Raw genomic sequence first — 22,322 nt, forward strand, 5'->3', positions numbered from 1 at the left:
GCCTACGCGGCGGAGGGCTTGGCAAATGGAAAAGTACTCTGCTATAATTGCCCGCCTTGGCCTGGTAGCTCAGTTGGTAGAGCAGAGGATTGAAAATCCTTGTGTCGGTGGTTCGATTCCGCCCCGGGCCACCAAGAATAAAAAGTGAAAACGCCACCTTCGGGTGGCGTTTTCGTTTCTGCGTTATGCAGTTGCCTTACGCGAAGACAAGAGCAGGCACAGGGCGCCGATCGCCATTCCCAGCCAGAGCGTGACCAGCCGGATTGCAATCGCCATCGACACCGCAATGCTGCCCTCCACGCCACGTTCGGTCAGTTGAATGACCAGGGCAGCCTCCATGGCGCCAAGCCCGCCCGGCGACATGGAGGCCGCACCGAACAAGGTCGCCTGCACAAAAATCAGGACACAGGCGGCAACCGGTACCCCGGTCCCTACGGCATCGCAAAACCAGGCGAACACCAGCGCTTGGGTGCCATAGGCAACCATCGCCAGGACGGAATAAGCTGTCACACGCGGCAGCTTCCACACGCCAGCCCAGTGCTCCAGGACCGCCTGCCCGCCCGTGACCGGCAAGCGTTGCCAGGTGCTGCCCAGCCAGCCCCACCAAGCAGCGGCACGCGGATGCTGCAGGACACAGGCAAAAACGCAACTGCCCGACAGCAGCACGGCAAACGCCAGCAGCCAGGCCCAGGCCAGCGCATGCCCCAGCACCCAGGCGGCGACAAAGCCCAGCAGGCACATCCCCAGGACATCGCTGGCGCGGTCGACGATAAAGGCGGCAAGGCTGTGTGAAATCCTCACCCCGTGCGACAGCAACAGCGCGGAACGGAAAGTCTCCCCGGACTTGCCAGGCGTTGCAGTCAACCCGAGTCCCGACATATAGATGGCGAAGTGCCGCCATTTGGGAACCTGGTACCCGACGCAACGCAGCGAAGACTCCCAGCGCCCAAAACGCCACAGGTAAGAAGACGACGACAGCACGGCGCCCAATAGCAAGGCTTTCAGGCCCAACGATGCCAATGCCGCGGCAGTATCTTTCCAGCCGAACCAGAATATCGCGAGCAGGTAGAGCAGTACCCCGGCGCTGACAAACAGCACCACCGTCCGCACGACGCGCGGATCACCCAGTGCGGACTGAATGCGCGCGACGGCCCGGCTCATCGGAAAGTCAGGAACTTATGGCCAAAATAGCTGGTCACCACCGGCACCAGCACGCCAGCCAGGTGCGCCAGCGCTTCCGCGTGCTCGACGATGCCAAGCTTTGGCAGCAGCCAGCGCGCCAGCAGCAAGCTGATCGCCAGAGTCTGCAGCACTGCCAGCACGTTCACGCCGACGAACTTGCCGGCCTGGGCGGCGAGCGCCCCGTCCTGCGCATTGAATACATGTCCACGCATCAGGGTAAACGCGACCAGCATCCCGACCAGGTAGGCAAAGAACACCGCTGGCGCGTAATCCAGGAAGGTGCTGAAGACGAAGCGCGAGCCGAAATTGGCCGCGGCAGCAATGCCGCCGGCCACGAGAAACCGCAGGAATTCCCTATTCAGCATGGGCCGCCATTTTCGCCATGCTGCGGCCAAAGTCGATGCTCTCGGAGATGCCGCGATCCTCAGGGTAGTAATACGAGGTGTCAGCCACCCACAGGCCCTTCACCGGCAGCGCCACGGGCGGCAACTTGTCCAGATAGCCCGGCTCGCAGATCGGCTGTGCGTAACGGTAGCGGCTGGCGCGCATGTCGAGGAAGTCTTCGTCCCGCAGCGCCGGATTGATCTTTTTCAGGTAGCTGCGCACCTTGTCGAGGAATACCTGGTCCGGGTCGGCGAACTTCGGATGCTCGCCCGGCATGTAAAACGGCACATAGGTGATGTGCTCGCCCAGCGGGCGCAGGTTGGAGTATTCGACCAGGCCGGGGATATCCATGTCCGGATCATTGGTATTGAGCCAGAAGTTCTCCGTGACCGCCTTGCGCAGCTTGGCAATCACGCAGACGACAGCGATGTTCTTGACGGCCTTGAACTTTTCCAGCACCGCTGGCGGCAAGTCCGGCATCACGCGCGGCACATAGGGCAACGGAATCGTGCTGATCACCTTGTCGAAGGCCTCGAACTGGCCGCCAGCTTCAATGCCGCGCACCTGGCCATGCTGCATGACCACCTTGCTGGCCGGGCTGCCCAGGCGCACTTGGCCACCGTGCTTGACGATATCGTCGCGCATGGCATTGAGCAGGGTCTCGGAACCGCCATCGAGATAGCCGAGCTTTTCCTCGAACAGGCTGGCGCGCGAGGTGCCGATGCGGCGGATGCGGCTCCAGATCCAGGCCGCCGACAGGTTGCTGCTGTAATCGTAGAACTTGTAGTCGAACAGGCGGCGCCACAGCACTTCCCAGGCCTCTTCACCAACCCAGCGGCGAATCCAGCCGGTCGCTTCGACGTGGTCGAGCGGACGCCAGTCTTCGCGTTTGCGCTTGGTGGACAGGAAGGCGTGCAGGCCGTAGCGGAATTTGGCCACCAAGCCCAGGCCGCGGAACTTCAGCAGCGCCACCGGGTTGCCCCATGGCTGCAGGCGGTTCTGGTACCAGTAGCCCATCTTGGTGGCGACCCAGTGCATCTTCGACTGCAGCCCCAGCTCGTCCAGCACTCGCAGGAAGGCGGTATCGGAGATGCAGTGGAAATGGTAGTAGCGCTCGATCGACAGGCCGGAAAAATCGAAGGCGGCCGCCATGCCGCCAACCCGGTCGTCCGCCTCGAACACGACTGGCTGGTGGCCGTCGCGTGCCAGCTGGTAGGCAACCGCCAGCCCCATCGGTCCGGCGCCAAGCACCGCAATGCGTTGACCCATGACTTAGAACTCCAGAATGACTTTGCTGTACTGCGGGTGGTTGAAGGTCTCGTCGATCGCCTTCGCAAACGGCGTGCACGGCACACCGAACTGGCCCGGCCAGTCGATGACTTCGAACGAATCCTTGGCGCTCAGGGCGGCCAGCTGCTGGGTAGTGAATGGCGGGTTCTTGTCGAACAGGCTCCAGGTCCAGATCAGGGCATAGAACAGCCTGTACGGGATCTTGGCGATGACCGCGCGCGCGCCGGTGGTGCGTTTGATCTGGCGGATGATATCGATGTAATCGACTTCCTCATGGCCGGAAATATTGTAGATGCCGTGATCGACCCGGTTTTCGATGCAGCTGATGATCACGTTGCAGAAGTCGCCCACATACAGCGGCTGGCGCATGTAGCGGCCATGGCCGGGAATCGGGAACACCGGCACTTTCTTCATGAAGCGCGACAGCCAGCCCAGGTGCTTGCGGTCGAACCAGCCGAACATCAGGGTCGGGCGCAGGATCGGGCAAGGGATGCCGCTCGCGAGCACCATCTGCTCCTGCTCTTTCTTGGAGCGGGTGTAAAAGTCATCGGCCACCGACATCACCACCGAGGAGCTGATATGCACCAGCTGCGGCACATGGTTGGCCTTGACGGCATCCAGGATCAGGCGGGTGGAGGTCACGTTATTGTCGACGAATTCCTGGTAATCGATGCCGCCGATCTGGGCCTGCAGCATGACCACCACCTCGGCGCCAGCGAAGTGGCGCTGCCACTCGCCCGGCTTGGCCAGGTCGGCATATTCCACCGTGATGTCGGGCTGCACCCGTTTCAGTACTTCCAGGTTGGGACGATGCTTGTCGAGCACCACGATATCCGTGTAGCCCTTCGCCTTCAGGCGCGCTACCAGGTTCTGGCCAACCAGCCCGGCGCCACCCGGGAGCAGAATTTTTTTGCTCATTTCTTTTCTTCCTCATTGATCTTGTCCGGCTGCGCCGCCGGTACCCTGACACGCAATTCACAGGCCGGTCCGGCCGGGCCCTCGCCGCGCAGCATCAGGCTTTGCGCCTGGCCGGACGACAGGTAACCGCGATACCCGGACTGGCGTGCCGCCTTGTGCAGCGCGGCCGCCGCGTCGTTCCAGGCCCAGCCGCCCAAGGCATAGCCGACCTGTGTACCGTCGGCATCCAGCATCCGGACCACCTGCGGCACTGTATTCCCGAGCGGTTCATACAACCAGCCGCTCACGCGCACGAAACGCTGATCGCCCGCGATCGTCTCGGCCAGTTCGAGGGCGCCCCGGCACGCCGGCAGTGCCATAGGCGCCATTTGCTGGCCCATGCTCGCCCGCGCGCCGCGATAGGGATACAGGCCGAACACCGAACGCTGCCTGTCCGCGGCCAGCGCGGAGGAATCGACGATATCGGTATTCGGCGCTACCCGGCCGATTTCCGCCTGGTCCTTGACGCGCATTTCAACGGCCAGGGCGGCAACGCTACGGCCAAACAATTCGTCCTCATTGGACTTCAGCGCCCGCCACTGGTACGCCATCATCAGCACCGCCAGCACCACCAGCCCACCCCAGGCGCGACGCCGCGGCCGCTCTTGCAGCGCCAGCAACGCAGGCGCATACAATACCAGCAACGCCGCCCATGCCATCAGGGCCGGTGTGGTGTAGCGCTGCGATAGTGCCTGGCTCAGGCCGAAAATCAGGCGTCCACCCGCCGTGCCGAATGCCGTGCCAACGATGTAGGCGATGAAGAACAGCAGCGCCAGCGGCAAGGCGAACTGGCGCGGCTGGCGCCAGAAGCACCAGGCGAAACGGATCGCGCTCCCCAACAGGAACAGGCCGGCCAGCGTGGCCGCAACGCGGCCCAATCCTTTGTTGCCAAACGCAAAATGGAATGGGCTGCCCAGGTAATACAGCACATAACGGACGAGCTGCAGCGGCTGCTCGCGCAGCGACTGCAACGGGGAACTGTGCCCGGCAGGCGTCGCATAGTCGTGGAAATAGGCGAACAGCACCAGCGTGGTGACCAGCGCAAGCACCACGCCGCGCCGCCAGCCCTGGCGCGTCAGCAGGGCGTAAGCAGTCATCAGCGGCAGGGCCAGCACGCCGTTTGCCATCGTACCGGCGCACAGGATGCCCAGCAGGCAGGCCAGGGCGAACATCCCCGCCCCACCCTGGATCGAGCGGTACAGCGCGTACAAGGCTGCCAGCGGAACCAGCTGGGCCAGGATGAACTGGCTCTGGAAGCCCCAGGTCAGGTTCTCTTGCTGGCTCCAGAAGAATAGCGCGCCGGCGATGAACCAGGCTAGCGCATGCTTGTCGGCGGCCCGCCCGGGCGCAGCATCGACCTGGCCCAGGATACGGCAGAACAGCAGGCCGGCAAGCGCCACCAGCGCGCAGTTGGCCGCGATCAGGAACCAGCCGGCGCCATCGAACCAGCGCAGGTCGGCCCAGAACAACAGGCGCGCCAGCACGATGCGGTGTTCATTGTGCTGCGCCCACCAGACGTGCCAGTCGCCGCTGGCTGTCAGGTCCAGCAGTTGCAGGTAAGGTCCCCACATGTCAAAGAACGGCACGGGCGAATAATTGCGGAAAGCGCCGACCAGCGCCAGGGCGGCGAGCAGCGCCGCCATGCATGCGAAGAACTGGCGCAGCCTCGGGGAACGCAGCGCCGGGGCGCTGCCGCTCATATGTCCATCCGGTTGAAGATGGCGCGCGGCAGGTTGGCGATGACCAGCATGATCAGCGCCCATTTACCCGGGGTGTACAGCACCGGCTGGCCCTTGGCCGTGGCGGCAACGATCTGGGCTGCGACGGCGTCAACGCTGGCCATGCCCCGTTGCGGCATATGCGCCGTCATCGGCGTAGCGGTCGGACCAGGCTTGACCAGCACCACTTTGACGTTTGTGCCGGCCAGGCGGTGCTGCAAGCCTTCGGCATAGCGCGTCACCAGGCCTTTGGCGGCGCCGTAGACGTAGTTGGATTTGCGGCCGCGTTCGCCTGCCACCGAGCCGATGATGGTCAAGGTGCCGCGGTTGGCGCGCTGCATGTGGCCGGCAAATGCTTCGGCAAACAGGGCCGGCGAGATGCCGTTCACTTCCATCGCCTCGGCTGCCAACGCCAGGTCGTCCTGGCAAGCCTGCTGCTCCGGCAGCGAGCCGTGCGCGATCAGCACGGTGTCCGGCAGGCCGCCGGCCACGATGCCCTCCACCGTGGCGCGGATCAGCTGCGGATCACTGAAGTTCGCTTCGATGACCTGGATGGCCGACTGCGAGCTGCGCACGCGCAGGTCGGCTGCCACGGCCTCGGTTTTCTCGCGGTTGCGTCCCAGCAAGGTCAGTTTGACCGCGGCGCCGGCCACCCACAGGCGGGCGCAGTGTTCGGCCATGGCCGACGTGGCGCCGACGATCACGATGTTTTTCCTGTTGTCAGACACTTAGTTCCCCATCAAGCGGCGCGACATGGCCGAGCTGATGCCCGGGTCGCGGTATTGCAAAAATTCGGCGAGGCGCGGGTAGCCGGCCTCGAACAGTGCGCGCGGCATGCGCGCGTCTTTGGCCATGTAGATGCGGCCGCCGGCTTCGGCAACGATGACGTCGAGCCGTTCGAACAGGCGCGCCGTGCGCTCGCCGCGGTTCGGGAAATCCAGCGCCAGCGTCACGCCCGGCTGCGGGAAGCTCAGCATGCCAAGCGCTTCGCGTTCGCCAAAGGTCTTCAGCACGGCCAGGAAGGAGCCCTCGCCGCTGTCGCTGATCGCTTGCAGCATGGCCTGTACCGCAGTGCGCCCGACGGCGCGCGGCACCACGCTCTGGTATTGGTAAAAGCCCTTGGGACCGTACATGCGGTTCCATTCGTGCAAATTATCGAGAGGATAGAAATAGCTCTCGTAATGCGCCACGCCTTTGCCGGCGCGGCTCTTTTGCAAGTTGTAGTAAGCGGAATTGAAAGGCGCCAGCGACAGCCCGTTCACCAGCGACACCGGCGGCACGAACGGCATGGTGCGCGCGCGCGCGCGCGGCGCTGCGCGGCCCTCGGTGGCGCAATGGTTGGCGCGCAGGAAGATGCCGCGCCCATTCCCGGACAGGCAGTCAATCCACGACACCGTGTGCTCCCAGCCCGCTTCGGAAGCATCGGCCAGCTGGAAGAATTCGTCGAGGTTGGAGTACGGCAGGGTTTCTGTTTCCAGCCAGGGGCCCGCAACGCGGCGCAGCTGTATCTCGGCAGTGCTGATGACGCCGGTCAGGCCCAGGCCGCCGACCGTGGCGGCAAACCATGCCGGGTTCTCGCCCGGCCCGCACGCGATGCGGCTGCCGTCCGTGCGCAACAATTCAATACGGCGCACATGGTCGCCAAAGGAACCGAGCGCGTGGTGATTCTTGCCATGCACGTCGTTTGCGATAGCACCGCCGACCGTCACCATCTGGGTGCCGGGCGTGACCGGCAGCATCCAGCCGCGCGGAATCGCCAGCCGCTGGATATCGCGCAGCAGGACACCGGCTTCGCAGCACAGCAAGCCGCTTTCCTGGTCAAAGCTGATAAAGCGGTCCAGGCCGGTGGTGCGCCACAGCACGCCGCCTGGATTGAGGCAAACATCGCCGTAGCTGCGCCCCATGCCGTGCGCCAGCCCGGGGGTAGCGCACTGCAACCGGGACCCCACCTGGGCGCGCTCAGCCAGGGGCCGCACCTCGTGTTCCCACTGGCCCAGCCGTCCCCAGGAAGACACCATTACCACGGCCACTCCGCCGAGCCTGCCGCCAGCACCATCGCAAAGCAGGCGCCGGCAAACAGGCTGGCTTTGTCCTTGACTGCGTACACCAGCGGATCGTCATGCATATTGCCGCGGTGCGCCTGCATCCACATCCAGCTGACCCAGAACAGCATGACCGGCACGGCGCCCCACACGAACTCGGGCGAACGATACAACATCAGCACGGTTTCGCTGTTCAGGTACAAGGCCAACACCACCAGCGCCGCGTAGCCCGAACTGATGCCCAGCATCTGGATCAGCGGTGCGTCAGTGGTGAGGTAGCCGCGTCCGTGCGCCTTTTTCTTGCCGTTCAGGATTTGCACCTGCAACTCGGCATAGCGTTTCACGAAGGCCAGCGAGAGGAACAGGAAGACCGAAAATGCCAGCAGCCAGAACGACAGCGGCATGGCCAGCGCTGCCGCGCCGGCCACAATGCGCAGCGTGTACAGCATCGCCAGCGCCAGGCAGTCGACCAGCATCAGGCGCTTCAGGAACCAGGAATAGGCGCAGGTCACCAGGAAGTAGCCCGCCAGCCAGGAGAAGAAAGCGCCGCCCACCTGCCAGGCGACGCCGGCACTGGCCAGCAGCAGCAGCGGCGCACAGAGCACGCCCTGCCAGGCCGGCACCTGGCCGCTGGCGAATGGGCGGTGGCGCTTGCGCGGATGCTGGCGGTCGCTTTCCAGGTCCAGCAAGTCATTCGCGATATAGACCGAGGAAGCGCACAGGCTGAATGCGACGAAGGCCAGCACCAGCGGCAACCAGTGTGCCGGATTGGGAAACTCGTGCGCAGCGAACAACGGCACGAACAGCAGCAGGTTCTTCAGCCACTGGTGCACCCGCAGCACACGGCGCCAGGCGGTGAAACCGGCGCCGGGCGCCGCGAAAGAACGCTCCACCTCGCAGCAGTCGGCTGCGCGCTTGGCCAGGTCAGCCGGCGCGTTGACCACCACCGCACGGCGCGCACTGCGCCACACCGGCAGGTCTGCCTGCGAATTGCCCGCATAGTCGTAACCGGCCTGGCCAAAGCGCTCAACCAGGGCCGCCGCCTTGTTTTTTCCAGCCAGGTTGACCACGCCGTCGCTGGCCATCACTTCGTCGAAAACGCCGAGGTGCTCGGCAATGGCATTGGCGATCGACTGGTCGGACGCAGTACACAGGATCAGCTTGCGGCCATCGCTGCGCTGCTGGTGCAGCCAGTCCAGCAGCGCCATGTTGTAGGGCAGCGAGGCGGCATCGAATTCACCGTGCTGGGCCAGGCGGCGCTTCAGCACGGCTTTGCCGCGGGCCAGCAGGAATGGGATGCGCAATACCTCCGCGGGCTTGTCGCGGAAGGTCCTGATCGCTGACTCGTGCAGCATATCGGTGTGGATCAGGGTACCGTCAAGGTCGATAATCAATGGCAACGAATTCATGGTTGCGGCATCGAATATGGCGTGGACATGCACTCTCCAGCTAGTTAAGGATAGGTTTGGGCGAAGGCGGAATACAGCAAGCCGGAACCGCGTCGCCGGGCAGTTCCCGGGGGCGGGTCACGCAAAATGGATGCTGGCGCCGACCGTGAACTATAAACGCTGGCCGCGCTATCAGGAAGTTGAACTTTTGCCTGAACTGAAAAACATTCTAACATAACAACATGGGCGGCCGAACCACCCCCACGCCCGTTGGCGTGCAGCCAGGGCCGCTCCGCCGAGGAAATGTTGTAAACTTCGCGGCTTAGTCTTCAACCGAAAACGATTAGCATGAAAATTTATCCGATCATCTTGTCCGGCGGCGCCGGGACCCGCTTGTGGCCGTTGTCGCGTGCGGCATTGCCCAAGCAATTGCTGCCCTTGGTGACCGATAGGACCATGTTGCAGGAAACAGCGCTGCGCCTGTCCGGCCGCGACGGCATGATGCAGCCGCTGGTGGTCTGTGGCAACGAACACCGCTTCCTGGTGGCAGAACAGATGCGCGAAATCGGCGTCAATCCCTTGGGCATCCTGCTGGAGCCGGTCGGGCGCAATACGGCGCCCGCCGTGGCGGCTGCCGCCCATTACCTGGCGGCGATCGACCCGCAGGCTGTCATGCTGGTGCTGCCGGCCGACCACGTGATCAAGGATGTGGATGCCTTTTATGCCGCGGTCCAGCGCGCCGCCACCCAGGTGGAAGGCGGGGCATTGGCCACGTTCGGCATCGTGCCAAGCGCGCCTGAAACCGGTTACGGCTACATCCAGAGCGGCGAGCCGCTGAAGGCGGACGGATGTTTCAGCGTCGCCCGCTTCGTTGAAAAGCCGAACCGCGAAACCGCGCAGGGCTTTATCGATGCCGGCAATTTCTTCTGGAATAGCGGCATGTTCCTGTTCCGCGCCGATGCCTACCTGAAGGAACTGGCGCAATTCCAGCCCGTCATGGCCAAGTCCAGCGAAGAAGCGGTGACCAAAGGCTACCGCGACCTGGACTTCTGCCGGCTGGATGAAGCGGCCTTCACTGCCTGCCCTGCCGATTCGATCGACTATGCGGTCATGGAGCAAACGACGCGCGCCGTCGTGGTGCCAGCTTCGATTGGATGGGACGATGTAGGGTCATGGACCGCCCTGGCCGATGTGCAGCAGTCCGATGCCAATCGCAACGTCACACGCGGCGATGTCTACCTCGACGATGTCAGCAACACCCTGGTGCGTGCCGAAGGCCGCATCGTGGCGGCGATCGGCGTCCAGGATCTCGTCATCGTGGAAACTGCCGACGCCGTGCTGGTCGCGCACAAGGACCAGGTCCAGCGCGTGAAGCAGGTCGTCGATCACCTGAAAACCAAGGGCCGTACCGAACACCTGCACCATACCAAGATGTACCGCCCGTGGGGCTACTACGAAGGCATTGATATTGGCGAGCGCTTCCAGGTTAAACGCATTACCGTCAACCCTGGCGGCAAGCTGTCCCTGCAGATGCACCACCACCGTGCCGAGCACTGGGTGGTGGTATCGGGCACCGCGCTGGTGACCTGCGGCGATAAAGAGATTCTGCTGACTGAAAACGAATCGACCTATATCCCGATCGGCATGGTCCATCGCCTGGAAAATCCGGGCAAGCTGCCATTGCACCTGATCGAAGTCCAGTCCGGCAGCTATCTTGGCGAAGACGATATTGTCCGCCTGGAAGACGTCTACAGCCGCAAGTAAACAAACCCCTCCACGATGCGCCAAGCTCGCGAATGAGCCTGGCGCCCTGCAGGCCGCGCGGCCTGGGTGCTACCGGGCCGCCCTGGCCCGCCACGGCGCGCGCAATCCCTGGACTTTGCGCCCACGTTCTGCGTCGACTTCCGCGCTTGCATCAAACTGCTCCTCGTTTGAAAACAGGGAGCTTTCCCTATAAATAAAAGCCGCGCCTAAAAGCAAAATCAGCAAAATGGCTGCGCTCATATCAATAGTCAATGCGATCTGCAGCGGAGAAATAATCCAGACTGCTCCCGTGTAGGTGACCAAGGCCAACAACAGGACTTTGAAGAACCGAGGGAAGCGGTATTGGGTTATGACACTGCCGCCCACTGCCAATCCGAAAACAGCAGCGTAAGGCCAATGGTGAAGAACCGTAGGCGCAATAAAGAGAATTACAATCATCAACCAGGTCAGTACAGACGTCAGAAGCAATGCAAAAAAAGGTTTTGCGCGCTCTACAGCACTATCTCGGCCCCACAGGATGCCACTGACAAGCGCCCAAACCGATGCGGCGCAAACCACCAAGATCCCAGAATTGCCCGCCGACAGGAGCATAAAATCCAATGCCCTTAACTTTTCTATTGAATTCGCACCGTAATCTGAGTTCACATGGACGTTTGTTATCCCATGATCGATCGGGTAGAAGGCTTGCGCAAACATGATTTTTTTAATCTCAAGCCATTGCCGCAGATTAAGACCGCGATAAAAATCAGCGAGCATTTCCCACGTAGATGTTTTACTCCCAAACCCAAAACTTCCGGTCAACGCATACCTTGTAACGGGGTCAGAGCTTGGTAGTACCACGTATTTGTAAATACTCCAGCTTGCCAGCAGTGACAGCGCAATACCCCCGCCAATAATGATCTTTTTAAGATTCGCAAGGCGCAAACACCACAACAAATACAGAAAGCCCAGCGGCGCGATAAACAAGGCGCCTGACATATGTGCCAGCATCGATAAGGCCGAAACGATCGGGAACAGGATCAGAGCCGAATCCTTTGCTGGCGTCGTACCTGCGGGCGCGGCACGCAATTGCCATACCAAACCGAACGCGACCAGTGCAAACGCAGCTCCGAATGCTTTTGGCCAACCGTAGACTGAGTTAAACAAGACGAACGGGGTACATGCAATGAACAACAAGATGCCCGCGCATTGTTTCCTGTTGAGGAACGCCGCCAGCCTGCTCAGTAACCAAAGAATGGCCGGCGCCCACAAAGTGTTCAATGCTATTGAGGCTACATTAAATGCAGTGCCGCGGAGGTAATTGCCATCATTATTGATCTGAAGCTGTTCGAAAACGTCGGCCAAAAGCAATAACGCCCCGGTCATCAATGGCGGCCTGTCCGTTGGCATCCATTGCCCGCCAAAAATCTCATGCAAATTCCACTCATTCCGGACAGCCTCGGCAAAAAGCCAAGGCAGTTCCGAATCGGCTGACCAAGACGCAGGCCAAAAACGATAATTTGGCTCCCAATGACCGAGCCCATTATAGGCCAGGCATAGAAGTGCAAAACAAACCAGGCTGATTAATGTCCAGACCTTAAAGTATGGCAAAAGCTTGACCGCAGCCATTTTCCTGGCCTGCGCACCCGCGACGAAGAACAAACAAACAAATATTGAAATGACTAGAATCGGACTAAAGCGGCGCAACTCCTCACTGATAATCGTTGGAAGATAGAAGACACCCAGCGACGCGACGCCCAGCGACGCAAACGCAACGGGCAGAGGGTCATGGCCCCAGCCGTAACGGAGTGCAGCTGCGCCCCCTGCAAACATGAAGAACGCAAGGACCAGCAACGTAGTAAAGTAAAACGGCATTTGCCCTACGAAGCTTAGCTTCCAATAAGAAATAGGAGAAATTTTATAAACAGCACCAACTCCTACATACGAATTCTCTTCCGAGGTTTCAAATACTAATCGCGCGCCTTTGGAGCACCAGCTTTTGGGAGTCGAAACGACCGTTTCCGAGATGTTCGCATTTACGTTGCCGTTTAACAATGGTAATCGAGCACCATTCTTTTCACATTCGATGTACGCTTTTGCTAGACCATCAATTGAACGTGTCGACCCAGTCACAATAACCGACATATACTTGGATGGAACGAAGACATTGGATTGGATCTTCAGCGGTCCTATTCCAGCCTCCGGAGTCCAGTTGCGGTACAAATAACCTTCGGGGGTCGCCACTGATTGTCGGAGCTGCCGGGTTTGATGGGCTATATCGGTGACGATAACTTTGCTTTTTTCGCTGCCCACCAACGTTGTCTGGTCTGGATCGGTTAGCAGTCGTGCAGGGGGTTCTGGATAGAGGCAAATTGCGAATGAAATGGAGAAAACAATTAAGACGAGAAATATTAATTTACTTTTAAATGTAAGCATTTTGCAAATCACAGCCCTCTGATATGGCATTATTTACTATATTAAAGTTTATCGGCGCGGCTGGACAATTTTATTCCCGCCTGTCATCAACGCAATCAAATGAAATATTGACCTGGGCGCTATCGAGGCGCAAATGTCTCCCCAAAAAAAAGGCTACAGTCGCAAAACTACAACCATCCTGATTGATATCAAAGATGAAACTATTGTATCGTTCATGATACAGCAGGTAAATAGCCGTCCTTCTACTTTGCCCGTTTACCGCCTGCTTTCGCGTTTTCGCAACAACGGCGGAACCGAATCTTCAACGCCTGCGGTCCGGGCTTGAAGCCGAATGACGCTTACAGCACGCGGGTTTCCATTGGCTGGACGGGCGATACCCGCCGTAGCCGTTCCGCATGGGACGATTAGTGCTCCCCGAATAAACGGAGATTATCTTCAATCAGCTTTCGACCAACCAAGGCGGATCCAATAATATTCAAATGATTATGATCGCGGTACAAAACAGCGTCACCTTTGGTCATGCTGCAGCTAAGTTCATCGCAAATATATTCAGTTAGCGGCAGAAGCCTCACCGAGGGTCGACTCTCAACGACCTTCATCAAGGCAGCACGATATGTATCTTCCTGGGATTTGGCCACCACACGTGGCATCTTGCAAATGCTGTTATTTGAAAAACGACGACGTCCTTTGCATTTTTCAGGATCAAATGGGAAAACCGGAACATCGTCCGTTAAATATACCTTTTTCCCGGCAGCAGATAGCGCGTCCACCGCTTTGATGAGCTCCCCGTCCAGTGTCGATTCTTTAGGAACCTCACCATAACGAGCCACCCAATGCATCGTCAAAATGACGGTTTTTATACTTTGGCTTTCAATGACGGCACGGTAAATATTCTTGAACTCCGGGTTATCCAGAAACGGAGGACTGCCCTTGATGTAGAAGGCAACATTTTTTTCCGGCAGAGCCTCAGCCACGCCAATAAATAGATGCTCCGCATGGCTGTCGCCAATTAACGCAACATCAACCTGATCGCTGGATTTGCTTTGCATGCACCGCGTATATGTATCCCATTTAAGTGCTTCAGCCGCGACCACTTCTGGAGTGCACAGGAAATATTTTTCGGCAATGTACTTGTGATACTCAAGGTGGCCGGTATCGCCATTTCGACTGTCTTGAAAACGGGCATCACTCCTGAAAGTTAAGCCATCCTTCAAGTACGTCGTATAGCCGATTAATCCCAATACAACTGCAAGCAAAAGCAGCCCGGCGGTCTTGAATCCACGGTGCTCACCAAACCTGAGCGGGAGCTCGATCAACTTAAAGGTCAACCAAGACAACAGTATCGACAACACGACCGCAACCATACGCGTTGATGGATCAGTCTCTTCACCCTGGATAATGCGCAGGAATGACAGCAGGACCCAATGCCAAAGATAGAGGGGATAACTGATTAGTCCTACCCAGACTAAAGGCTTGCACGACAGCAGTTTGCTATTGACCCAAGCGTGTGGACCAGCAAGGACGAGCAAGGCGGCGCCAAATACCGGAAGAACGGCCCGCACGCCGGGATATGGCACCGTACGGCTATAGGCCGCGATGGCAATACTAATTAACAAGAGTCCGATAATCGCCAGGGTGTTGGCCGATAAAGACTGACCGGCCGGTAATGCCGGGCGCGTCCAGAACCGCCAATGCGACTTGTATACATTAACGTAAGCAATTACGGCCCCAAATAGCAATTCCCAGAAGCGCGTTTGCGGTGCGAAAAACGTCTTTACGGCATCATTGTTAATGCCTTTTGCGTTCAGGGCAAACGAAACGCCCCCCAGCAAAGCGATACCAAGCAGGATATTCAGCCTGGTTTTCCATAATGTCCAGATCAGCAGTGGATAAATCAGGTAAAACTGTTCCTCAACCGCCAGCGACCACAAATGCATGAGCGGCTTAAGTTCAGTTTTAACGTCAAAATATCCTGCCTCTTTCCAGAGTATGAAATTTTCAGTAAACCCCATGCTTCCGGTTATGTGTTTTCCGAGTTGCTTGAATTCGTCGGACAACAGGATAAACCAACCGGCCACATAGACTGCAGTCACGACCAGTACAAGCGCCGGGAAAATCCGCCTTACCCGGTGCGAATAGAACTCGATGAACGAAAATTCATTGTTCTCCAGGCTCTTCAAGATAATTACCGATATGAGATATCCTGAAATAACAAAGAAGACATCCACCCCAACAAAACCGCCCGGAGCCCAATCGGGGAAGGCATGGAAGATGACTACAGAAATAATCGCAAGAGCGCGTAGCCCATCAATATCTGGTCGATATTTTGGGTGAACATTATGTGCTGTCATTTTTAGTCTTCTTGCGAATCGTATCGGCCCCATCTCGTTCCTGTGATGGGGCCACGACAATAAAGCGCTATTGGCGAATTCGAGGCTGTAACTTGCCCCGCGCTTTCAGGAGCGGAACTGCAGCGAGGGCGCCTGACCCGCAGGCGGGGTTCAGCTTTCGTACATCCAGCGCAGGGTCTCCGCCAGCGGCCGTTGATTCAGTGGTCCGATTGCGGCCTGCAGTTTGGCGTTGCTGCCCACCAGCCGGGTAACTTCGTTGCTGCGAACAAAGGCAGGATTGACCGTAACATTGATTCGATAGCCGGCTATCCCAGCCATCATATCGAGTGCTTCGCCGAGGGATTGCCCGTTGCCGGAACAGACGTTAAAGGTCTGGCCTGCAATCTGGCTCCCCGCCGCTACCAAGCGGGAATAGCTATCCACCACCATGCGCACATCCGAGAAATCGCGCCACACGTGCAGGTTGCCAAGTTCAATGTCACGCGCGCCACGCTTGAAGTGCGACACGATTTTCGGCAGCAGGAAATTCTCATGCTGCCCGACACCCGTATAGTTAAATGGCCGCACGATCGTGATTGGCAAACGATCCATCCACAGACGTGCCATGTATTCCATCGCCAGTTTGCTCACTGCGTAATCGTTGGCGGGGGCCGGCGCCACGACTTCACTGATAGGTTCGACATCGGCATTGCCATAGATATTCGCGCTCGATGCCAGCAACACGGCTGACGGTTTGTTGGCCAGTGCTGCCAATGCCTCCAGCAAGTTGCGGGTACCCATCAAGTTGACACGGTACATCGCCTCGATATCCGAATGCGCGACAAACGCAATTGCAGCCAGGTGCACAACGACATCCGGCTGTACTTCTTCGACCATGCGCAGTACCGCATCGCGCTCGCCCAGGTCGACTGCGATCACGTCCTGCTCTTCAGCAGTCGGCGACAAAGCTGTGCCGAACACGCGATAGCCTGCAGCGCGCAATGATTGCGCGAGATAGTGGCCGGTAAAGCCGTGAATGCCGGTAATCAGTGCGCGCTTCATGCCGTTCAACTCAGAACGAGAAGCCGGCGGCGTTACGGCGCAGGTCGGCCTCGACCATCATCTGGCACAGCTCTTCCAGCGTGGTGTCCGGCTTCCAGCCCAGTTCACGCGTCGCCTTGGCTGGATCACCGATCAGCAGCTCCACTTCGGCGGGACGGTAGAAACGCGGATTGACGCGCACCAGCTCTTTGCCGGTGGTGGCGCAACGGCCAACTTCGTTCTCGGCTTCGCCTTTCCAGTCGATCTCTACGTCGATCGCCTTGAATGCCAGCGAAACAAAATCGCGTACGGTTTCGGTGCGGTTGGTGGCCAGTACAAAGGTGTCAGGCTGGCTGGCCTGCAGCATGCGCCACATGCCTTCCACGTATTCCTTGGCGAAGCCCCAGTCGCGCTTGGCATCCATATTGCCCAGTTCCAGCACATCCAGCTGGCCCAGCTTGATCTTGGCGACCGAGTCGGTGATCTTACGGGTGACGAACTCACGGCCGCGCAGCGGCGACTCGTGGTTGAACAGGATGCCGCTGGAACCGAAGATGCCGTACGACTCGCGGTAGTTCACGGTCATCCAGTGCGCGTACAGCTTGGCCACGCCATATGGGCTGCGCGGGTAGAATGGGGTGTCTTCGACTTGAGGGATGGCCTGAACCTTACCGAACATTTCCGAAGTCGACGCCTGGTAGAAGCGGATCTTCGGATTCACGATTCGGATCGCTTCCAGCAGGTGGACCGGGCCAATGCCGGTGATACCGGCTGTGGTTACAGGCTGGTCAAACGACACACCGACGAAGCTTTGCGCCGCCAGGTTGTAGATCTCGTCGAAATCGCCGGCTTGCAGCAGGCGGATGCTGGAACCCAGGTCGGTCAGGTCGTACTCGACCAGCCTCAGCTTCGGATGGGCCTCGATGCCAAGCTCAGCGATACGCCAAAAATTGACCGAGCTGGTGCGACGATAAGTACCGGTCACTTCATAGCCTTTTTCCAACAACAACTGCGCCAGGTAGGCGCCATCCTGGCCAGTGATGCCAGTGATCAAGGCTTTTTTTCCAATGTTTTCCATCTCAATATATCCCAAAAAATACTATCTTAATAACCATGAGCATTAACTCGTCTCAGTCGAAGAATATCTTGGTGCCGATCTTGCTCACAAAGTATTCAGAAGCCGGTTTTGTAAGGTGGCCCGAATCGACAGCGGTCAGTTCGCTCGCGCCCGGGCCAACTCGCGTCAGGCACCCTTGTGCGTTGCACATGATGTCCAGCGCCGAAATATAACTAACTCCAATCTTAGGCATCTCAGCCTTGAAATACTCATCCCATTTTGCGGGTTCAGTACGCAAGCCATAGCTCATATATTCCGGCGCAAGCGAATGCATTGGTGTGGTTTGCCAGTAGCCGATCATGCTATTTAGCAAAGTCTTGTTCCACTCAGGCAGGGGGCCAATGACGACAATGCGCGCTTGTGGAGTGGCTGCACGGATCTTACGAACGGTTTCACCTAATGCTTCCACCGATTTTTGTGGAGTATCGTAAGCATTCATCCCACCGATCATCCAGGTAATGACAATTGCGTCCGGTTGCAGGACCCTTGCTGCCTCAAGTGCTTCAGCGTTCGCTGATTCCAAACTTTTATTGTTAGCGGCGATTTTGTCGTGTACGAAGAAAGGTGGCGCATTGCCGGCAGTAAACTGCGCTATGCCAAAGGGCCTCGTTTCGGCCAACTTCGCCAGACCCGGGTACAAGGCCGCGGCGTAAGAATCGCCCCACATGAAAACCAGGGGTTTGGACTTTCCACCACAGTTTTCAATCCTCGATTCGAGCGGCATCCCAACCGGGTTGCTATGGCACTTTCCGTCCCGAATAATATCGGCGAAGTGGAAGTATTCGTATACATTGCGAATCTGGAGCAAATCGGAAATTTCCGCCGGGAATCGCGAAATGAAACCTTCTTTGTAATAAGTGACCGCGCCAACCGTTCCAAGAACAAACATTGCGCTCAGCAAAATCCAAAACTTCAGGACTTCCTGCCTGAAATTCTTGAGCTGCTTTTCAATAAAATTGTAGCTCAACCATGCCAAGGCAATGCTGGAACCTAAGATCGCTATGCGAATCAGGAGGTCACTTGTCGGCGATACCACCGGTCGAACAATGTTGTAGTATGAAATTATTGGCCAATGCCAAAGGTACAGCGGATAGCTGATCAAGCCGATAAACACAAATGGTCGGCTGGCAAGTATCTTGCTGTTGATGAATGAATTCTCGCCACCAATAATGAGGCACGCCGCGCCTGCTGTCGGCAACAGTGCCCAATAACCAGGGAATCTTTTCCCTGGATCGATCAAGAAAATGGCACATACGATCAAGGTAAAGCCAGCTGCCGAAATAAATTGCAGAATCGGTTTCTTATGATTCCTTATCAGATCGCCGATGCCGATATTTTCACTAAATTTGACAAATCGATTACCGGACGACACAAAGGCAATAAAACTTCCCAAGCCCAGTTCCCAGAATCGGGGCAGCGGCAAAAAGAAAGCGGTAACCGGGTTATTCTTGACAAGGAGGACGTTATAGGAAAACGAAACCCCAATTAGAATCAACAAGGAAACGAGTACAAAATTCTTTTTACGCCAGAACAACCACAGCAACAACGGCCATACCAGATAGAATTGCTCTTCAATCCCCAGCGACCACAGATGCAACAAAGGCTTAAGCTCGGAAGCCGTGCTGAAATAGCCCGCTTCAGACCACAAAACGACATTGGATGCAAATAATGAGCCGCCGGCGATATGCTTACCCAACGTGGCAAATTCTGCCGGAAGTTGCACGTACCAGCCAGCGGCATACGTGCACGCCAGTACGACGATCAATACCGGATAAATTCGCCGAACCCGCCGCGAGTAGAAATCGAAGAAGCTGAAATTGCCAGCCTCCAGCTTGTTGAAAATGATATTGCCAATCAAGAAGCCGGAAATTACAAAGAAAATATCAACCCCTACGAATCCGCCGCGCAAAACCTTAGGGAAAATATGGGAAATAAGTACCGATACCACTGCGATTGCGCGCAATCCATCTATCGATGGTCGGTACACCAAATGATCACTAGCGATCAGCGAATTGTTTTTCATGTTTATAGCCTAGAACACCATCTGCCATCGCGAATGACGAATATCCTCTCAACCGGCGCCATTCAGAGACGCCGGCCATTAATTTTGCTTAACCAGCGATCACCAATGCACCATGCGGATCACAAATGGTCGCAGTCGAGCCATTGATTTCAATCAGGTGGATTTTGTAGGAACCTGGCGTCGCAGCGGACAAGTCTACATTCGCTTCCCAGCCCGCATCCTGCAGTACAGGATTGTTGAATGCGCCAGCGACGTCAGGGCGCTTCAGGCTGCGCTGGGCGGACACGTAAAGTTTGACTGGGCCATCAAATTCAACGATGACTGGACCAGGTACGGCAGTTGCATTGGTATCAGCAGACCAACCGTTCAACGCCACGCGCACCTTATCGCTAATAGCACTGGATTCGCCGTGCTCGCTGCCATTCAGGCGGTCAAAGCCGCAGGTGCCCACCACAGCCAGTTCAACTGGCAGCGATGCTGGGCGGGTGGTTTCAGCTTTGCTGAACACCACGGCAGACGCTGCGGTGCCAGCATTTGCTGCTGCGCTTGCCGCTGGACTTTCGGGATCTGAACAAGCGCTCAACGAAAGTGCGGTTGCTACAATCATAAAAATATATTTCATGAATATCCTAAGTAAAAAATTACATTGAGCCAAGGTACGAAGAAGCGAGCACCGAATATTTCATTTTTCCGCCAGTGCCCCGTTCACAAGTTCATCCATGCGGTGCCAGGTAAAGAAGTTTCGCTTTTCGTAATAGAGGTCTCCCGCGTGCGGCCGAAATCTCAGGCGATCGAGGCTTACTCCTTGCAATTGCTGATACGGCGTAAAAACATAGCGCATCGTCACGAACGGAAACAGGCCGATCCATGTCTTTCGCTGCGACGGGTAACTCAAGCAATAGCGCAAGAAGCGCAGGCGATTCTTGAACGATATCGCCAGCTTTTCAACACATCCATTCTCGGACAGCGGCTTAAGAACGGAAAAGAATGGCCCTGGGCAATTCTTTCCGTTGTAAAGCGAATATTGTGAAACCTCGGCTTGGCGACCCAACGCGTAACAAAGCCGGACAGTCACGGCATGCAGGGCGTCATGATCATGGTGCCCGCCCTCCCATGCCGTGACGTAGAGGCGCTCGATGGCATAACTGCTGAGTATGCCACGCAAGCATTGCTCTACGGCGGACATATTTTCAGGCAAGGTCGCGTCACGGATGCCGAGTTGTTCACCAGCAAAAATGACGTTCTGTTCCTGCACACCCAGCGCGGCCAGGACGCGCAAGGACTCGGCATTGCGCACCGCGGGGGTCACGCCAGGACTAGCGCCATCGGTCAGGTAGGCGCACAGCACCATGCGTCCACTCTGCTGTTCATTCAGTATCTGCTGGAAGACCCCGAATTCGTCATCCTGATGGGCAAACAGAAACAGCGCTGCCGGCTGGCTTTCAGGATTAGTAAGCATCGAAATCCAGGAAGGAGAAAGCGACGCTGCCTGGCTCCAGTTTTGGCACCCGCCCGCTCAGCGAGCGATAGATGAAATTCAGTGGCGAAGGCTTGAGCCGGTTGGGAATCTCCATATAAGCGCCGCGCCGTGGGACGTTTTGCGGCACCAGTCCCATGAACAGGCGCAGCGGCTGCATCATCGGCGGCGGTTTCAAATCCAGGCTATTGCTATCGAGCGTGGGAATTTCAGCATAGGCCGGCAGCCATGGCTTGACCGACGGCGCGAAAAACTCCAGCGTCTTCCCGTTGCGGCGGGCATAGATCGGGTTTTCAGGGTTGGCGCAACGCCACTTCAGGCTGGCAGCCGAATGTACGCGCTCGAATTGCCCGACCGCCTGGTCCGAAGGCGAACGCAGCACGCCGCCAATGCCGACCTGGGCTTTCAATGGCTCGACCAGCTGGAAACCCAGCTTGCGGATAAAGCCTGGCGTGCTGTTGGCGTTGGCCACGCCATACACGGCGTCGATGCCCATATCACGCGCGGCCTCGTAGGTCATCTCCGCCAGCTTGGTGAACAAGCCCTTGCCCTGGTAATTGGGGTGCGTCGCAGTATTGAGCGACAAGGCCACGCGCACTACTTCGCCGCCGATATTGGCCATGGCTGGAATCGTCACGTAATGGGCGGCCAGCACATCGCCATCCCAGGCGTCGAAGCCGATCACATGGCCATCCGGATTATCCTGGTACAGCCACGTCAGGTAGGCGTTGTTGTACTTGTCCGCGCCAGGGAAACAGGCGGCGAACAGCGCCACATACTTCGCAATGGCGGCAGGATCATGCTGGACTGGTGCGTACGTGATCATTTGAAGACCCAATATTTGCTAAGAAGGAAGCCGTTGACCGCAACCAGCGGCAAGGAAAAAATCTTACCCCAAATAACGCCAAGCCCCATCAGGCTGTCCGAAACATAGATACAAGCCATCGTGACCAGGTAGTTGATGCCGACCACGATCAGGAAGCGGCACATCTTCCACAGCGACGGCGTCGATTTGAACGTCAGGTTCTGATGGAACAGGTAGTTCACCATCAAGCCCGTCATGAAGCCGCCCGCAACGGCCAGCGGCGCGGCGCAGCCTGCCACCAGCAGGGCTTTCAAGGTGCCGATGTCAACCACGGCCGACAGCAGTCCGCCGCCAACGAAGACGGAGAAATGGCGCAGCCGGGCCATGCT

Annotated in this window: 18 protein-coding genes and 1 tRNA gene; 2 read left to right on the forward strand and 17 right to left on the reverse strand. The window is 57.8% G+C overall.

Annotation, left to right across the window (positions count from 1 at the left end):
* Positions 1-58 precede the first annotated feature (58 nt).
* A tRNA-Phe gene (locus ACQ4MM_RS04515) sits at positions 59-134 on the forward strand.
* A gap of 49 nt (positions 135-183) precedes the next feature.
* On the opposite strand, the gene ACQ4MM_RS04520 is transcribed toward ACQ4MM_RS04515, so the two are convergent.
* The 8 genes from ACQ4MM_RS04520 to ACQ4MM_RS04555 are packed head-to-tail and all read right to left on the reverse strand — an operon-like array spanning position 184 to position 8,982.
* Positions 184-1,161 (reverse strand): lysylphosphatidylglycerol synthase transmembrane domain-containing protein, encoded by a 978-nt coding sequence (locus ACQ4MM_RS04520; RefSeq protein ID WP_431476265.1) that lies wholly within the window; start codon positions 1,159-1,161, stop codon positions 184-186.
* Positions 1,158-1,547 carry a GtrA family protein gene (locus ACQ4MM_RS04525; RefSeq protein ID WP_431476266.1) on the reverse strand — a complete coding sequence of 130 codons (390 nt, stop codon included), beginning with the start codon at positions 1,545-1,547 and terminating at the stop codon, positions 1,158-1,160. The genes ACQ4MM_RS04520 and ACQ4MM_RS04525 overlap by 4 nt, the downstream gene beginning before the upstream one ends.
* Positions 1,537-2,835, reverse strand: coding sequence for an NAD(P)/FAD-dependent oxidoreductase (locus tag ACQ4MM_RS04530; protein WP_431476267.1), 1,299 nt, complete (start codon positions 2,833-2,835; stop codon positions 1,537-1,539). The genes ACQ4MM_RS04525 and ACQ4MM_RS04530 overlap by 11 nt, the downstream gene beginning before the upstream one ends.
* A gap of 3 nt (positions 2,836-2,838) precedes the next feature.
* Positions 2,839-3,774, reverse strand: a complete 936-nt coding sequence (locus ACQ4MM_RS04535; RefSeq protein WP_431476268.1) for an NAD-dependent epimerase/dehydratase family protein — start codon at positions 3,772-3,774, stop codon at positions 2,839-2,841.
* Positions 3,771-5,513: a hypothetical protein gene (locus ACQ4MM_RS04540; protein ID WP_431476269.1), complete on the reverse strand. Its 1,743-nt coding sequence runs from the start codon at positions 5,511-5,513 to the stop codon at positions 3,771-3,773. Before ACQ4MM_RS04540 ends, ACQ4MM_RS04535 begins: the two co-directional genes overlap by 4 nt.
* Entirely contained in the window at positions 5,510-6,259 is a 750-nt protein-coding gene (locus ACQ4MM_RS04545; RefSeq protein ID WP_431476270.1) for an SDR family NAD(P)-dependent oxidoreductase, read from the reverse strand. Before ACQ4MM_RS04545 ends, ACQ4MM_RS04540 begins: the two co-directional genes overlap by 4 nt.
* Positions 6,260-7,555, reverse strand: coding sequence for an FAD-binding oxidoreductase (locus tag ACQ4MM_RS04550; protein WP_431476271.1), 1,296 nt, complete (start codon positions 7,553-7,555; stop codon positions 6,260-6,262). It abuts the gene before it with no gap.
* The gene (locus ACQ4MM_RS04555) at positions 7,549-8,982 is read right to left on the reverse strand and encodes a UbiA family prenyltransferase (protein ID WP_431476272.1); all 1,434 of its coding nucleotides are present in this window, start codon (positions 8,980-8,982) and stop codon (positions 7,549-7,551) included. Before ACQ4MM_RS04555 ends, ACQ4MM_RS04550 begins: the two co-directional genes overlap by 7 nt.
* Positions 8,983-9,309: 327 nt before the next feature.
* Here ACQ4MM_RS04555 and ACQ4MM_RS04560 point away from each other — a divergent pair, with 327 nt between their 5' ends.
* The gene (locus tag ACQ4MM_RS04560; protein ID WP_431476273.1) at positions 9,310-10,725 is read left to right on the forward strand and encodes a mannose-1-phosphate guanylyltransferase/mannose-6-phosphate isomerase; all 1,416 of its coding nucleotides are present in this window, start codon (positions 9,310-9,312) and stop codon (positions 10,723-10,725) included.
* 69 nt (positions 10,726-10,794) lie between these two features.
* Here the strand turns inward: ACQ4MM_RS04560 and ACQ4MM_RS04565 are convergent, their stop codons facing one another.
* The 9 genes from ACQ4MM_RS04565 to ACQ4MM_RS04605 form a co-directional block, all read right to left on the reverse strand.
* Positions 10,795-13,140, reverse strand: a complete 2,346-nt coding sequence (locus tag ACQ4MM_RS04565) for a hypothetical protein (protein ID WP_431476274.1) — start codon at positions 13,138-13,140, stop codon at positions 10,795-10,797.
* Positions 13,141-13,544: 404 nt separating this feature from the next.
* Positions 13,545-15,491 carry an acyltransferase family protein gene (locus tag ACQ4MM_RS04570; RefSeq protein ID WP_431476275.1) on the reverse strand — a complete coding sequence of 649 codons (1,947 nt, stop codon included), beginning with the start codon at positions 15,489-15,491 and terminating at the stop codon, positions 13,545-13,547.
* 150 nt (positions 15,492-15,641) lie between these two features.
* Complete coding sequence (locus ACQ4MM_RS04575) at positions 15,642-16,532, reverse strand: GDP-mannose 4,6-dehydratase (RefSeq protein ID WP_431476276.1); 891 nt, start codon at positions 16,530-16,532, stop codon at positions 15,642-15,644.
* A gap of 10 nt (positions 16,533-16,542) precedes the next feature.
* Positions 16,543-17,589: a GDP-mannose 4,6-dehydratase gene (gene gmd / locus ACQ4MM_RS04580; RefSeq protein ID WP_431476277.1), complete on the reverse strand. Its 1,047-nt coding sequence runs from the start codon at positions 17,587-17,589 to the stop codon at positions 16,543-16,545.
* 52 nt (positions 17,590-17,641) lie between these two features.
* Complete coding sequence (locus ACQ4MM_RS04585) at positions 17,642-19,651, reverse strand: acyltransferase family protein (RefSeq protein ID WP_431476278.1); 2,010 nt, start codon at positions 19,649-19,651, stop codon at positions 17,642-17,644.
* Between the two features lie 88 nt (positions 19,652-19,739).
* Entirely contained in the window at positions 19,740-20,273 is a 534-nt protein-coding gene (locus ACQ4MM_RS04590) for a hypothetical protein (RefSeq protein WP_431476279.1), read from the reverse strand.
* 60 nt (positions 20,274-20,333) lie between these two features.
* The gene (locus ACQ4MM_RS04595; protein ID WP_431476280.1) at positions 20,334-21,110 is read right to left on the reverse strand and encodes a PIG-L deacetylase family protein; all 777 of its coding nucleotides are present in this window, start codon (positions 21,108-21,110) and stop codon (positions 20,334-20,336) included.
* Positions 21,100-21,954 (reverse strand): GNAT family N-acetyltransferase, encoded by an 855-nt coding sequence (locus ACQ4MM_RS04600; protein WP_431476281.1) that lies wholly within the window; start codon positions 21,952-21,954, stop codon positions 21,100-21,102. Before ACQ4MM_RS04600 ends, ACQ4MM_RS04595 begins: the two co-directional genes overlap by 11 nt.
* The gene (locus ACQ4MM_RS04605) at positions 21,951-22,319 is read right to left on the reverse strand and encodes a GtrA family protein (protein ID WP_431476282.1); all 369 of its coding nucleotides are present in this window, start codon (positions 22,317-22,319) and stop codon (positions 21,951-21,953) included. Before ACQ4MM_RS04605 ends, ACQ4MM_RS04600 begins: the two co-directional genes overlap by 4 nt.
* Positions 22,320-22,322 lie beyond the last annotated feature (3 nt).

Source organism: Massilia eburnea, from assembly GCF_050709955.1.
GTDB classification, from domain to species: Bacteria; Pseudomonadota; Gammaproteobacteria; order Burkholderiales; family Burkholderiaceae_D; genus Rugamonas; species Rugamonas eburnea_A.

Excerpts from the sequence above, each read along its gene's own strand:
- ACQ4MM_RS04520 (WP_431476265.1), bottom strand. The coding sequence starts at position 1,161 with ATGAGCCGGGCCGTCGCGCGCATTCAGTCCGCACTGGGTGATCCGCGC.
- ACQ4MM_RS04525 (WP_431476266.1), bottom strand. The coding sequence starts at position 1,547 with ATGCTGAATAGGGAATTCCTGCGGTTTCTCGTGGCCGGCGGCATTGCT.
- ACQ4MM_RS04530 (WP_431476267.1), bottom strand. The coding sequence starts at position 2,835 with ATGGGTCAACGCATTGCGGTGCTTGGCGCCGGACCGATGGGGCTGGCG.
- ACQ4MM_RS04535 (WP_431476268.1), bottom strand. The coding sequence starts at position 3,774 with ATGAGCAAAAAAATTCTGCTCCCGGGTGGCGCCGGGCTGGTTGGCCAG.
- ACQ4MM_RS04540 (WP_431476269.1), bottom strand. The coding sequence starts at position 5,513 with ATGAGCGGCAGCGCCCCGGCGCTGCGTTCCCCGAGGCTGCGCCAGTTC.
- ACQ4MM_RS04555 (WP_431476272.1), bottom strand. The coding sequence starts at position 8,982 with ATGAATTCGTTGCCATTGATTATCGACCTTGACGGTACCCTGATCCAC.
- ACQ4MM_RS04560 (WP_431476273.1), top strand. The coding sequence starts at position 9,310 with ATGAAAATTTATCCGATCATCTTGTCCGGCGGCGCCGGGACCCGCTTG.
- ACQ4MM_RS04565 (WP_431476274.1), bottom strand. The coding sequence starts at position 13,140 with ATGCTTACATTTAAAAGTAAATTAATATTTCTCGTCTTAATTGTTTTC.
- ACQ4MM_RS04570 (WP_431476275.1), bottom strand. The coding sequence starts at position 15,491 with ATGACAGCACATAATGTTCACCCAAAATATCGACCAGATATTGATGGG.
- ACQ4MM_RS04575 (WP_431476276.1), bottom strand. The coding sequence starts at position 16,532 with ATGAAGCGCGCACTGATTACCGGCATTCACGGCTTTACCGGCCACTAT.
- gmd (WP_431476277.1), bottom strand. The coding sequence starts at position 17,589 with ATGGAAAACATTGGAAAAAAAGCCTTGATCACTGGCATCACTGGCCAG.
- ACQ4MM_RS04585 (WP_431476278.1), bottom strand. The coding sequence starts at position 19,651 with ATGAAAAACAATTCGCTGATCGCTAGTGATCATTTGGTGTACCGACCA.
- ACQ4MM_RS04590 (WP_431476279.1), bottom strand. The coding sequence starts at position 20,273 with ATGAAATATATTTTTATGATTGTAGCAACCGCACTTTCGTTGAGCGCT.
- ACQ4MM_RS04595 (WP_431476280.1), bottom strand. The coding sequence starts at position 21,110 with ATGCTTACTAATCCTGAAAGCCAGCCGGCAGCGCTGTTTCTGTTTGCC.
- ACQ4MM_RS04600 (WP_431476281.1), bottom strand. The coding sequence starts at position 21,954 with ATGATCACGTACGCACCAGTCCAGCATGATCCTGCCGCCATTGCGAAG.
- ACQ4MM_RS04605 (WP_431476282.1), bottom strand. The coding sequence starts at position 22,319 with ATGGCCCGGCTGCGCCATTTCTCCGTCTTCGTTGGCGGCGGACTGCTG.